General features: G+C 44.7%; 13 protein-coding genes. 3 read left to right on the top strand and 10 right to left on the bottom strand.

The window, feature by feature from the left end; genetic code table 11:
- Nucleotides 1-549: 549 nt before the first annotated feature.
- The 7 genes from KIV41_RS22740 to dusA form a co-directional block, all read right to left on the bottom strand.
- Complete coding sequence (locus tag KIV41_RS22740; protein WP_010443866.1) at nucleotides 550-1,329, bottom strand: phosphoadenylyl-sulfate reductase; 780 nt, start codon at nucleotides 1,327-1,329, stop codon at nucleotides 550-552.
- On the bottom strand, nucleotides 1,322-3,058 hold the full coding sequence (cysI, locus tag KIV41_RS22745) for an assimilatory sulfite reductase (NADPH) hemoprotein subunit (RefSeq protein WP_252041232.1): 1,737 nt from the start codon (nucleotides 3,056-3,058) through the stop codon (nucleotides 1,322-1,324). The genes KIV41_RS22740 and cysI overlap by 8 nt, the downstream gene beginning before the upstream one ends.
- Nucleotides 3,058-4,914: an assimilatory sulfite reductase (NADPH) flavoprotein subunit gene (locus KIV41_RS22750; RefSeq protein ID WP_252041234.1), complete on the bottom strand. Its 1,857-nt coding sequence runs from the start codon at nucleotides 4,912-4,914 to the stop codon at nucleotides 3,058-3,060. The genes cysI and KIV41_RS22750 overlap by 1 nt, the downstream gene beginning before the upstream one ends.
- Before the next feature lie 116 nt (nucleotides 4,915-5,030).
- Entirely contained in the window at nucleotides 5,031-5,261 is a 231-nt protein-coding gene (locus tag KIV41_RS22755) for a hypothetical protein (RefSeq protein ID WP_010443872.1), read from the bottom strand.
- Nucleotides 5,262-5,411: 150 nt separating this feature from the next.
- Nucleotides 5,412-6,080 (bottom strand): TIGR04219 family outer membrane beta-barrel protein, encoded by a 669-nt coding sequence (locus tag KIV41_RS22760; RefSeq protein ID WP_252041236.1) that lies wholly within the window; start codon nucleotides 6,078-6,080, stop codon nucleotides 5,412-5,414.
- Between the two features lie 99 nt (nucleotides 6,081-6,179).
- The gene (pspG, locus tag KIV41_RS22765; protein WP_010443877.1) at nucleotides 6,180-6,395 is read right to left on the bottom strand and encodes an envelope stress response protein PspG; all 216 of its coding nucleotides are present in this window, start codon (nucleotides 6,393-6,395) and stop codon (nucleotides 6,180-6,182) included.
- A gap of 163 nt (nucleotides 6,396-6,558) precedes the next feature.
- Nucleotides 6,559-7,539, bottom strand: a complete 981-nt coding sequence (gene dusA, locus KIV41_RS22770; protein ID WP_010443879.1) for a tRNA dihydrouridine(20/20a) synthase DusA — start codon at nucleotides 7,537-7,539, stop codon at nucleotides 6,559-6,561.
- A 279-nt stretch (nucleotides 7,540-7,818) separates the two neighbouring features.
- On the opposite strand from dusA, the gene zur reads away from it, so the two are divergent.
- Together zur and KIV41_RS22780 are read left to right on the top strand one after the other, a co-directional pair.
- Nucleotides 7,819-8,277, top strand: coding sequence for a zinc uptake transcriptional repressor Zur (zur, locus tag KIV41_RS22775; RefSeq protein ID WP_010443880.1), 459 nt, complete (start codon nucleotides 7,819-7,821; stop codon nucleotides 8,275-8,277).
- A 17-nt stretch (nucleotides 8,278-8,294) separates the two neighbouring features.
- Entirely contained in the window at nucleotides 8,295-8,756 is a 462-nt protein-coding gene (locus KIV41_RS22780) for a chemotaxis protein CheX (RefSeq protein WP_010443881.1), read from the top strand.
- 100 nt (nucleotides 8,757-8,856) lie between these two features.
- On the opposite strand, the gene pgi is transcribed toward KIV41_RS22780, so the two are convergent.
- Entirely contained in the window at nucleotides 8,857-10,509 is a 1,653-nt protein-coding gene (gene pgi, locus KIV41_RS22785; protein ID WP_029560881.1) for a glucose-6-phosphate isomerase, read from the bottom strand.
- A gap of 306 nt (nucleotides 10,510-10,815) precedes the next feature.
- On the opposite strand from pgi, the gene KIV41_RS22790 reads away from it, so the two are divergent.
- Nucleotides 10,816-11,235: a secondary thiamine-phosphate synthase enzyme YjbQ gene (locus KIV41_RS22790; RefSeq protein ID WP_021017969.1), complete on the top strand. Its 420-nt coding sequence runs from the start codon at nucleotides 10,816-10,818 to the stop codon at nucleotides 11,233-11,235.
- A gap of 51 nt (nucleotides 11,236-11,286) precedes the next feature.
- Here the strand turns inward: KIV41_RS22790 and KIV41_RS22795 are convergent, their stop codons facing one another.
- Both KIV41_RS22795 and alr read right to left on the bottom strand, forming a co-directional pair.
- The gene (locus KIV41_RS22795; protein WP_285337739.1) at nucleotides 11,287-12,492 is read right to left on the bottom strand and encodes a BamA/TamA family outer membrane protein; all 1,206 of its coding nucleotides are present in this window, start codon (nucleotides 12,490-12,492) and stop codon (nucleotides 11,287-11,289) included.
- A gap of 3 nt (nucleotides 12,493-12,495) precedes the next feature.
- Nucleotides 12,496-13,572 carry an alanine racemase gene (gene alr, locus KIV41_RS22800; RefSeq protein ID WP_045394880.1) on the bottom strand — a complete coding sequence of 359 codons (1,077 nt, stop codon included), beginning with the start codon at nucleotides 13,570-13,572 and terminating at the stop codon, nucleotides 12,496-12,498.
- Between the last annotated feature and the right edge of the window lie 12 nt (nucleotides 13,573-13,584).

Consider the following 13,584-nt stretch of genomic DNA (forward strand, 5'->3'; position numbering starts at 1 on the left):
TGAACATTACATAAGTAATGTTTGAATTGACTGTGCTGAATCTTTCGATTCAATGGTCACTTCGTTTCATTGAAACCTAATTTGAAACCGAAGTTTCTAATTGGATTATCATCAACGAGTGCCCACACAGATTGATAGGTTCTTATTTTTAAAGAGCTACTCTTCTTTGTGACTCACATCACTTCGGAAGAGGCGGCCATTCTAGCGAGATAATTTTTTGTGTCAAACACTTTCTCAAATTATTTCGTTTTTCTTTTTGACCTTGCCGACTTTGCTTTGAACCCTTGTGAGCTCTGCCCTGTCGACAAGGAGGCATTATAGAGATCGCGCTCACATTGGCAAGCGTTATTTTGCAAAAATTGCAAAAATAATGGTTAAACGCTGAGTTTTCGCTCAAAGCCTTATTTATCCAACTTTACCCAAAGAAGGCAAACAACTTATCCACAGAGTTATCCTTTTGAACCTAATATTTACTCTTATAAATAAAGAAAAGCTGCTTTACGGCAGCTTCTTTTAATTAACTCAAACTCGACTTTAACCAATTGACCACTAGATACCGGAGCCGTCTTGCTCAGTTCCATCATCCTCATGCAATCCACACTCACGTTTTAAGCCAAAGAAACGGGTTTCCTCTTCAGACATGCCCGGCTCCCACTTTTTAGTCGTATGTGTATCACCTACCGAGAGGTAACCTTGCTCCCAAAGAGGGTGATAACTTAAACCGTGTTCTTCTAGATAATAGTGCACATCTTTATTTGTCCAGTCGATCACGGGCAAGAACTTAAACACTCCATTTTGAATCGATAAGATAGGCAGACCTGCTCGAGATTTACTTTGCTCTCGGCGTAATCCAGAAAACCAAGTACCAACGTTTTGCTCACGCAGAGCACGTCGCATCGGTTCGACCTTGTTTATCTTGTTGTACTTCTCGATCCCCTCGATACCTTGTTCCCAAAGTTTCCCATAACGCGCTTCCTGCCAATGGGCACTTTCTATCGCTCGGTATACTTTAAGGTTGAGGTTTAGTTGCGCCTTTAACTGATCAATAAAATGATAGGTCTCTGCGAATAGATATCCGGTATCCGTTAGGATGATCGGAATATCCGGCTTTTGTTGTGTCACAAGATGAAGCATCACTGCAGCTTGGATACCGAAACTGGATGAGACTGCGAACTCCCCTTCCAAATTCTCCAATGCCCACTTTACTCTCTCTTGCGCCGAAAGCTGTTCGAGCTCGACATTGATTTGAGCAAGACGGAGGATTTGCTCCGTCTTTGTTAATGTCAGTAACTCTGCTAGCTCCGGCTTGGAGGCTACAGAATCAAGCATGGAAGTCCCTCTTTGATACGAACACTTCTTGAATAATTCCAGCTCGAATAGTGAAATCGCCAAATGCTTCGCCTTCTTCACGCTCAACAGCCCAACGAGCCACCAGCTGATCAATCTCTTCTAAGATTTGCTTGTCCGTAATGTTCTCTTTATACATCTTCGGTACTCTTGTACCGCCGCGATTACCACCTAGGTGTAAGTTGTAACGACCCGGCGCTTTACCGACTAAGCCGATTTCTGCCAGCATTGCTCGTCCACAACCATTTGGACACCCTGTGACACGAAGAATGATGTTGTCTTCTTCAGGTAGACCATGCTTTTCTAAAATGTCTTCAACATCGTTAACAAACTGAGGAAGGAAGCGCTCGGCTTCTGCCATTGCTAATGGACACGTTGGGAATGCCACACACGCCATCGAGTTCTTACGTTGTTCACTTACGCCGTCATCCATTAAGCCATGCTCACGAGCAATCTTCTCGATCTTCGCTTTTTGGCTTTTTGGTACACCAGCAACAATCAGGTTTTGGTTTGCCGTCATGCGGAAGTCGCCTTTGTGAATTTTGGCAATTTCAGCGACCCCTGTCTTAAGTGGCTTACCCGGGAAATCCAACAAACGACCGTTTTCGATGAAGAGTGCTAGGTGATGCTTACCATCGATACCTTCAACCCAACCGATACGGTCACCACGTTCCGTTAATTCGTAAGGGCGGCTTTGCTCAAATTTAACACCGGCACGTTTTTCTACTTCCGCTTTAAACACATCACTACCGACACGATCTAATGTGTATTTGGTTTTTGCATTCTTACGGTTAGAACGGTTACCCCAATCACGTTGAGTTGTTACTACAGCAGCGGCAACATCAAGTGTTTTCTCTAGTGGGATAAAACCAAAGTCATCCGCTCTACGTGGATAAGTTGACGTATCGCCATGCGTCATCGCTAGACCACCACCAACAAGCACGTTAAAACCAACCAGCTTGCCGTTATCTGCAATCGCTACGAAGTTAAGATCGTTAGCGTGTACGTCTACGTCATTTTGCGGTGGAATAACCACTGTGGTTTTAAACTTACGTGGTAGATAGTTCTTACCCAGAATCGGTTCGTCTTCTTCCGTGCTTTCTACTTTTTCACCGTCCAACCAAATCTCTGCATAAGCACGTGTCTTAGGTAGTAGATGCTCGCTGATCTTCTTCGCCCATTCGTAAGCTTCTTGGTGTAGCTCTGACTCCACTGGATTAGTGGTACACAACACGTTACGGTTAACGTCACCCGCAGTTGCAATCGAGTCAATACCAATGCTGTTTAACGTTTGGTGCATCAACTTGATATTTGGTTTTAGCACGCCATGGAACTGGAACGTTTGACGAGTAGTAAGACGAATACTTCCATATAAAGAGTGCTCGGTTGCAAACTTGTCGATCGCTAGCCATTGCTTTGGTGTAATGATGCCACCCGGCATACGTGCACGAAGCATGACGTTATGTAGCGGCTCCAACTTTTGTTTAGCACGCTCGTTACGGATATCGCGGTCATCTTGCTGGTACATTCCGTGAAAACGAATCAATTGGAAGTTGTCCGCAGTAAAGCCACCAGTAATGCGGTCTTGCAGATCTTGTTCAATCGTTCCACGCAGTAAATTACTTTCTCTTTTAAGGCGCTCGTTATCCGAGAGTGGACCAAGCACCTCACCTAATACTTCTTGGCTGTTTGATTGTTGATTCGCGCTCATTAGTACACATCCCTTTGGTAACGTTTCGCTTTACGTAGATCGTTGATAAATGCTTCGGCTTCTTCACGAGATAGCTTGCCTTGTTGCTCGGCTACAAATACCAGCGCATCGTGAACATCTTTTGCCATACGAGTGGCATCACCACATACATAGATGTAGGCACCATCTTGAATCCATTGCCACACTTGTTCAGCGTTTTCTAGGATGCGATGTTGAACATAAACCTTCTCTGCTTGGTCACGACTAAACGCAACATCAAGGCGAGTCAGCAAACCTGACTTGAGGTACTTCTGCCATTCAACTTGGTAAAGGAAATCTTGAGTAAAGGTACGGTCACCAAAGAACAACCAGTTCTTACCTTCCGCGTCACGGTTATCACGCTCTTGAATAAAGCTACGGAAAGGCGCAATACCAGTACCAGGACCAACCATGATGATTGGTGTGTTGTCATCTTGTGGCAGTTTGAAGTTATTGTTGTGCTCAACAAACACTTTCACTTCACCGCCTTCTTCTAGACGTTGAGCGAGGAAACTCGATGCTCCACCATAGCGTTTTTCCTCACCTTTGTCGTATTCAACCAAACCTACGGTTAGATGAACTTCTTCATCGACTTCCGTTTGACTCGAAGCGATAGAATATAGACGAGGTGTCAACCGACGAAGCAAACCAACCAATTCTTCGGCACTTAGCTTGGTCTTCTTCTCTGCAAGCACATCCACAACTTGGGTATTTGCAGCGTACTCACGAAGCTTGTCTTTATCTTCCACTAGCTTTTGTAGTTTCTTGCTACCAGATAGCTCTGCGAATTTAGTGACAAGTTGAGGGTTTGATGCGGTGATTTCGTACTTGCTAACCAATGCACTATGAATAGAAAGGCTTTCACCATCCACTTCAATACTCTCGACACCAGAAAGACCGACTTTCCCTAAAATGGCATTAGCAAGTTCAGAGCTATTATCGAACCACACGCCTAGGGCATCACCCGGTTGGTAAGTCAGGCCCGACTCTTCTAAATCAATCTCTACGTGACGAACGTCTTTACCTGAATCACGCCCCGTGATTTTCTGGCTGGTCAGTAGTGTGGCTGTATATGGATTTTGCTTGTTGTAAGCAGAATGCCCTGGAGCGGCTTGACCGACAGGTAGTTGAACCACTTCTGCTTCATTACCTGAAGAAAGGGCTTCTTTTACTTGTTCAAGCGCTTGCTTACGCCATTCTGCAGCCGGTGCTTCATAATCCACATCACAATCAATACGGTCGATGAAGGCAGTTGCGCCGAGCTTAGATAAGTAAGTATCAAAGTCTTTACCCGTTTGGCAGAAGAACTCGTAACTAGAATCACCCAGAGCAATTACGGCGTATTGCAGATTTGGTAACTTCGGGGCTTTCTTAGATTGAAGGAACTCATGCAGTTCAATGGCATTGTCCGGCGCTTCACCCTCACCATTGGTCGACGCTACGATGATCACATGGGTTTCTTTCGCAAGGTTCTTGCCTTTGTAATCGCTGGCGTCAAATAGCTCAACAGCAATGCCTTCAGCTTTAGCTTCTTGCTCTAGAGCCTCAGCAACGCCTTTTGCATTGCCGGTTTGAGAAGCAAAAATGATGCTTAGCTTTCCTGCTGGTTTTGCCGCCACCGCTGCTGCCGCTTGCGCAATTGGGTTTGCAGCCGCTGCGCTTGGTTGGTTTTGAGCTAGCCCCCAGAAGTACCCACTGACCCATGCGAGTTGTTGTGAAGACAACTCAGAGACAGTTTGCTGGAGTGCGTTAAATTGCTGGTCATTGATCGGGCTTGCGATTGGTGGGTTACCACTCTGCCCTTTATTTTCTTCCGATACATTCTTTTGAAAAGACATTGTCACGACATCCCTATTCATTGCGTGACGATAGATTAACCAACCTCCCTAATAACAAGAAAGAATAGAAGTGAATGTTTTATAACTTTTTGGAAGTATAAAAGCGAAACCAAGATTCAACGATCTTCAATTCGAACTTGCTGAAAGCCGACAGCCATGGCTGACTTTGAAGCCGTATCGAGATCATCGTATAGGCATTCTTCTCCATGACTGTCCGTGAGACAAACGAAACCTCCACGCGCATGGCGAAACTCAACAACCCATCCGCCTTCTTGAATTGAAGGTTCGATAATAGCTTCTACCAGCTGGTTGTCACGAAATAGATGTCGTAATTCATTTATTGTCATCGCAATCCCTGCTCCAACTTTTATACATTGCTCTTAGATAAGCATGGTCGAAGTCTGAAACTTGGGCGAGAAATTCGATTTAATATAATGAAGTGATATAAAAAAACGCCGCTTATAAAACGACGTTTTAAAGAATTGAGTAGTATCGAGTTAGAAGGAGTATTCTGCAGATATAAAGAACCCGTTTGCAAAGATGAACTCTTTGCCTAAGCTCGATAAGAACTGTTCCGACTCTAAATCAATCACACGGTACCCCCCACGAAAAGCCAGTTGAGACTCTTGGAAAGGAATTCGGTATTGCATACCAGCCATCAGATCAGTGCTTTTAATGCCTTTGTTATCACCAAAGTTCATTTCACCAATTACATCAAAATTAGTATTTGGTACCGTTATTTCCGCATAACCATACCAAGCCCAAATCAGCTCATCAAAATCTTCAGTACGAGCATTAGTGCCGGCATCCACGTATTTCGTGTCACTCAAATTACTAAAGGTAAGACCTGCATCAAAATGAAGCAAATCATGTTCAAGAACTTGGTAGTAAAGCGTAAGGTCTAGCTTATCGAAGCCCATATAATCCGCATCAACGCTTGAGTAACGAAGGCGCGCGTTTGGTACATATTTTACATCATGCTCAATCGCTGCATAAAAAGTACCGGTTGTACTGCTATCTCTTCTAACCTCATTAACTTTAGTATCTGCCGCCCAGACTTCTGCTCCTACCTTAGCAGTAAAAGAAGACTCTTCTGCAAAACAAGGGTAAGACGCTGCCAGCGATAGGGATACTGTCGCTAAAGCGATGGTCGCTTTATATGTCATGTGATTTTTACTCCGAGATAGCTGATTTCAACATTAAGGGGCGTGCCGGGATAATATCATATTCTCGCAGCCCCCCATCAACTAAATATCCATAACAACTTACTTATAACGAGGTTGGGCAACGCAATTTTTAAAAAACCAAATACCTAGCGCAATAACAATTAACCACGGCAATAACTTCAGTACTACGCCGACCATACCCAGCAAGAACATCACCACTAGAGCAATTCCCGTCGCGGCAAATACTGTGACCATGGTAATCCCTGTTACCAGCAAAGTTGCCGTGAAAACTAAAATAAAGATGAGTTCCAACATAATCACTTCTCCTTTGTTTTAGTTTAACTAGAGCAGGTTCTGTACCAACTTATGAAAAACGAACTAAGCCAATGATCTATAGACAAAAATAAAGCCAGAGGCATTTCTACACTCTGGCTTTACTATTTGTTAGTTGGTAATTTTCACCAACCACTGGTGAAATTTACACGTTCAACTCTTTAGGAATCTTAGCAAGTGCGTCTTGTAGCACCTCTAGACCTGAACCAGGTTTATGCGCATTTTCACTGATGTGGCGACGCCATTGACGAGCACCTGGCATGTTTTGGAATAGACCCAACATATGACGCGAGATATGACCTAGGTAAGCACCTTTTGCCAATTGTGCTTCGATGTACGGGTACATCTCTTCGACAATTTCACTACGCTTTTTAACTGGAGCCGTTGAACCAAATAGCTCTTGATCAACAGACGCTAGCAAGTAAGGGCTTTGGTAGGCTTCACGACCGATCATTACACCATCTAGGTGTTGTAGATGCTCTTTTGCTTCTTCTAGTGACTTCACGCCACCATTGATAGCAATAGTCAGATGCGAAAAGTCTTGCTTCAATTGATATGCCCGTGGGTAATCCAATGGTGGGATTTCACGGTTTTCTTTCGGGCTCAAACCACTCAGCCACGCTTTACGCGCATGAATAGTAAATTGCTCACAGCCGCCTTTTTCAGACACAATTGAAACGAAGTCTGTTAGGAACTCATAAGAGTCTTGATCGTCGATGCCGATACGTGTTTTTACTGTTACGGGAATATCCACAACAGATTTCATCGCTGCTACGCAGTCTGCTACCAACTGAGGCTCAGCCATTAGGCATGCACCAAAGCGACCGTTTTGCACACGATCAGATGGACAACCTACGTTAAGGTTGATTTCATCATAACCACGCTCTTGGGCTAACTTGGCACACGTCGCCAAATCTGCCGGGTTAGAACCACCAAGCTGAAGGGCTAACGGATGCTCTTCTTCGTTATAAGCTAGGAAATCCCCTTTTCCATGAATGATTGCACCTGTCGTTACCATTTCGGTATACAACAAGGTTTCTTTGGTCATCAAGCGATGGAAATAACGGCAATGACGATCCGTCCAATCAAGCATTGGTGCTACCGAAAGCCTGCAAGAATGAGTCATGATAAAGACACCCATATACGTATTAATTAAGGGAGCGTGATTAGCGCTCAAAATTCAAGTCGGCTATTGTATACCTATTGGGCTTTGGGATGCGAGTCTCGTTGACAATTTCAGTCAATAGGAAACACGCATAAAGTGTGTGTTCCTGCACTAATTCATCATTTGAGCCCTACGCAATTTGCTTTATGTCATGATTTTCGTTTTGATAGCAGGTAAAATTAAGAATTTCTAAACCAAGTTCCAATAGAAATGGTTTATCATTAGGCTAGTCCAATAGTTATGGTGAAGGATTTGGACCCAACAATCATTGAACAAATTGAAGGAATATGTGCGGCCAGAGGAGTGAGATTAACTCCACAGCGTCGACGCGTTTTTGAGCTTATTTGTTCTAATCGCCGCGCCTCTAGTGCGTATGAGCTATTGGAGCAACTAAAGGAGAGCGAACCTCAAGCAAAGCCTCCTACAGTATATCGGGCTTTAGATTTTCTGTTGGAACAAGGTTTCATTCATAGAGTCGAGTCTACCAATAGTTTCATCACTTGTTGCTCTTGCAACACCGATCAGCACTATTTCCAATTGCTAATTTGCGATAAATGTGGCGACGTCGTTGAACTTGAAGATGAGACACTGATATCCTTGTTAGCCAATAACGCAGAGAAGCATGGCTTTCGAGTTACTAATCAGGTAATCGAAACGCATGGTACATGCCAGACATGTTCCTCCGAAATGAAAGAATAAGTATATAGAAGAACGTTATGCGCGCTGAATTTGTAAACCCGTTTTTAGCTTCATTAATGAATGTACTAAAAACGATGGCTTCCTTGGAGCTGAAGCCTCAAAAACCCCGTATCAAGAAGGATGAAATTGCACGTGGCGATGTTTCTGGCTTGATCGGTATGGTTGGAGCTCAAACTAGAGGTTCAATGTCGATTACTTTTGACGAAGCTCTAGCGCTAGAAATCATGCAAAACATGTTGGGCGAACGCCCAAATGGATTGAACGAAGAAGTTACGGATATGGTCGGTGAAATCACTAATATGGTGACTGGCGGCGCAAAACGTATTCTGGCTGAAAGTGGTTTTGATTTTGATATGGCAACTCCAGTTGTAGTATCAGGTAAGGGTCACACTATTCGTCACAAGTGTGAAGGCTCAATCATTATCATGCCTTTCTCTTCACAGTGGGGAAATGCCTTCATTGAGATTTGCTTTGAATAATTGAGAAGAAATAGGTTGGTCCGTGCCAACCTATTTTGTTTCTGCCTCAGGCAATAAAAAAGGTCAGCATTTGCTGACCTTTTGTTTTTCTATTCAAACATTAAGCCTTGAACGCTTTAAATGCATTGATTAGACCGTTTGTCGAGCTGTCGTGTGAACTAATCTCAGAACCGTCAGCTAGCTCAGGTAGGATTTGGTTTGCTAGTTGTTTGCCTAGCTCCACACCCCATTGGTCGAAGCTGAAGATGTTCCAGATAACGCCTTGAACGAAGATTTTGTGCTCGTACATTGCGATCAGGTTACCTAGCGTGCGAGGTGTGATTTGCTTAACTAGGATAGAGTTCGTTGGGCGGTTACCTTCAAATACTTTGAACGGTACTAGAGACGCCATTTCTTCTTCGCTCTTACCTGCTTTCGCAAATTCTGCCTTCACAGTTTCTGCTGACTTACCAAATGCCAATGCTTCTGTTTGTGCAAAGAAGTTAGACATCAGTTTTTGGTGGTGGTCGCTTGCTGGGTTGTGGCTGATTGCAGGTGCAATGAAGTCACATGGGATCAGCTTAGTGCCTTGGTGAATCAGCTGGTAGAACGCGTGCTGACCGTTAGTGCCCGGTTCACCCCAGATGATAGGACCAGTTTGGTAAGTCACTGCGTTACCTTCACGGTCAACGTACTTACCGTTAGATTCCATGTTACCTTGCTGGAAGTACGCCGCGAAACGGTGCATGTACTGGTCGTAAGGTAGGATTGCTTCAGACTCAGCGCCGTGGAAATTGTTGTACCAAATACCGATCAGAGCAAGAATCACTGGGATGTTGCTTTCTAGATCTGTCGACACGAAGTGGTTATCCATCTCATGAGCACCGTCTAGAAGCTCGATAAAGTTGTCGTAACCTACGGACAATGCAATTGAAAGACCGATTGCTGACCATAGTGAGTAACGACCACCAACCCAGTCCCAGAACTCAAACATGTTGTCAGTGTCGATACCAAACTCAGATACTGCAGGAGCGTTAGTAGAAAGCGCTGCGAAGTGCTTAGCAACGTGTGCTTGATCACCAGCTGTCTCAAGGAACCAATCACGAGCAGAGTGCGCGTTAGTCATGGTTTCTTGAGTCGTGAACGTCTTAGACGCGATCAAGAATAGCGTTGTCTCTGGATCTACTTTCTTCAGCGTCTCAACGATGTGAGTACCATCAACGTTAGAAACGAAGTGCAGGTTTAGGTGGTTTTTGTATGGTGCTAGTGCTTCAGTCACCATGTAAGGACCAAGGTCTGAGCCGCCGATACCGATGTTTACGATATCTGTGATTGCTTTACCTGTGTAACCTTTCCACTCACCGCCGATTACACGCTCAGTGAATGATTTGATTTTTTCTAGAACCGCGTTTACCGCTGGCATTACGTCTTCGCCGCCAACCATTACAGGTTTGTTCGAACGGTTACGCAGTGCAGTATGAAGAACAGCGCGATCTTCTGTTTTGTTGATCGCTTCACCACTGAACATCGCTTCAATTGCTGACTTAAGCTCAGTCTCGTTAGCAAGAGCGAAAAGGTGCTTCAGAGTTTCCTCGTTGATTAGGTTCTTTGAGTAATCGACTAGGATGTCTGAGCCGAAGCGTGCAGAGTATTTGTCGAAACGCGCAGCGTCTTGAGCAAATAGCTCTTTCAGATCCATATCTTGTGCAGATTCGAAATGCGCAGTTAGCGCTTTCCAAGCTTGTGTTTGCGTTGGATTGATATTTTTCAACATGGTCTTTATCCCGATGTTACAGTAGGTTCCATTCCTTACAGTCTAGCGAAAACTGCGGAATCCCCGATTTAGCAAATAGAATATAAATGAGATGTTTGGGCAAATTGCCACAAAACAAGTCTTTGTAATTTTTTTTCAGTCGCCAATTATGACTGAGTGCCCTTACACTCACATTGAGTTAGGTCACGTTCCCTGTTTCGAATTTAAACAATTCATTTATGACGTTGGGAATCATATCATTTACTAATGACAGGCTCTAATTGGATTAGGATAGACGCCAACCCAAATTTTTCCAAAGGAACGCATATGTGGGCACAAAAAACTCTGCAATTAAAAGCACGTAGTCGAGGCTTTCATCTGATCACTGATGAAATTGAACAACAATTACCACAAATCCAATCGCTTTCAGTAGGTTTGTTACATTTATTCATTCAGCATACGTCAGCCAGTTTGACCTTAAATGAAAATGCCGACCCGACTGTGCGTATGGATATGGAAGCTCACTTCAATAAGTTTGTGCCTGAGCGTGCGCCTTATTATCAACACACCTATGAAGGTGATGACGATATGCCAGCTCATATTAAAGCGTCTTTACTTGGCAGCAGTGTGACAATTCCTATTCAAAATGGGCAATTAGCGCTGGGAACATGGCAGGGAATTTACTTAGGCGAGCACCGTGATTACGGTGGCAGCCGACGCATTATTGCCACCATCAACGGCGAATAACTCTGATAAAACAAAGACTAACCACAGGGTTAGCCTTTGTTTTATATCGATTTAGAACGGTTGATTTATCATGACTCGGAAGGTGCCCTCGTCAGCACCTTTTGCCATCTCGGCACGAACTACAATCCCTTCAACTTGGAAGCGCACAGCGCCACCGACGTTCCACTTCATGTCTTCATGCAATGTCTTGAGGTCATAATTGTCCGCGACTCGCCCTACTTCAACAAATGCCACCCATTGCCACCAAGGTAAGTCGTAGTAGTTGATAAGAGGAATATCATCGAGTGGCTGCCAGTCTGGCAATACGCGGTATTCCGCAGAATAATGAATCGCACTGCGCCCATGATAACGACCTGCCGTATAACCACGCAGACGATACAAACCACCTAAGCGCACTTGTTCTTGCTCAGGTGGTCGACTACATACTGTACCATCACACTGATTCCATGTCGGTGTATCTGCTGTATAGAAATCGAATGCCAGAACTTGCTGATCAAACCAATCGCCCAACGGACCCAACGGACCCAACGAGTAATACTGACTGTTTTGAAACTCCCACTTCAACCATAGATCTTCTGACTGTAAGCTCTCCGCTCCCGTAGTTAAGTCAAACGAGGTATGGGAGCCTCGCGTGGTATTACGCACACTGTCGCGGTTATCCCAGTCAAATGTCAGGCTAAAACCTGTCGCTTCTTCTTTCTTATCGTTGTAGATGTCTAACTCACGAGAAGAATAAAACGGCGTGAAGATAATTGAACTGACACCGGACTCAACTGGAGAAGCAAAACTTACATCGCGAATCGGTTGGAATGCACCAAGTAACCCGTGTTCACGAACGTTGCCCCAAGGAAGCAGGAACTTGAACTCCAGCTTGTAGTTCTCTTCATCCCCATTGGTTATGGTTTTGTCTTCCGTTGAGGAGCCGTTTGAGCCTTGATCGCCTAAGTAATATGGATTGTCGTTAAAGCGCGCTTGATACATCTGCGTGCTAAACAAAAGGTTTGATGACAAAGCGTAATTGAAAGCCGAAAGAAAACCGACGTAGCTGTCTTTCTCAGAATACAGCCCCATACCAAACAGCGCGGCTTGTGGCTGACCAACGCCTTTTGCTACACCAGCAAGACCGATGGTGCTACCTAAGGTTTCGGTACTGAAATAAAAAGGAACGAATGCAGAGTCTTTTTCTTTCGCGACACTTTGGTGGGATAAAAAAAGGCTGGCAGAAAATGCCAGCACTAAACATATTTGGTTCTTCATGGGCTACTTCGTGTATTCCATTTCAACGCGAGAAGTCAGCTTAGTCACAAGCTCATAAGCAATGGTGCCTATGTGGCTTGCTACCTCTTCCACCGGTAAGTCCTTACCCCATAGAATCGCTTCATCGCTCACTTTATCCGTCGCATCGGCCCCTAAATCGACCGTCAACATATCCATAGATACACGCCCAGCGATTGGCACTTTACGTCCGTTAACTAGAACTGGCGTACCATTTGGTGCCGTTCGCGGATAACCATCGCCGTAACCAACCGCAATAACACCTACTTTGGTGTCTCGTTCACTAGTCCACATACCACCATAACCGACGCTTTCACCTTTCTTCACTTCGCGTACTGCGATCAGGTGCGACTTGAGCGTCATGACTGGTCGGTAGCCCATGTCTTGCGCTGTTCGGTGATTAAATGGTGAAACACCATACATAATGATCCCAGGACGAACCCAATCAAGTTGGCTCTGTGGCCATGCAAGCAAACCTGCCGATGCCGCTAAAGAGCGCTCGCCCTGACAGCCAGCGGTCAGCGACATAAATAACTCAATTTGTTCTGTGGTGATGTTACTCTCTAGTTCATCTGCACAACCAAAGTGACTCATGTAACGCAGCGGCTTTGCTACATTGGGACAAGCATTTAGTCGACTAAGAAACTCATCATATTGCTCTGGGCGTACACCCAGTCGGTGCATACCACTGTCGATTTTTAACCACACGACGACAGGTGTCTCAAGCTCAGCTTGCTCAAGAGCCGCAAGTTGTTCCTCACAATGAACAACCGTTTGAATGTTGTTGGTCACCAAAACGGGCAGATCACCCGAGGAGTAGAAACCTTCGAGAAGAAGAATGGGTTTCACTACTCCGCATGCGCGAAGTTGAAGCGCTTCCTCGATTCGAGCTACACCAAATGCATCAGCGTGGGTGGCATGCTTAGCTACATGACGAAGCCCATGACCATAGCCATTCGCCTTCACCACCGCCATCACTTTGCTTTCTGGCGCTTGTTCTTTTACGCGTTGTAAGTTGTGTTGCAGTGCTGACAAGTCAATACATGCCATCGCGGCTTTCATATAGCTCATGGT

This window comes from Vibrio sp. D401a (assembly GCF_030248515.1).
Lineage (GTDB): Bacteria > Pseudomonadota > Gammaproteobacteria > Enterobacterales > Vibrionaceae > Vibrio > Vibrio rotiferianus.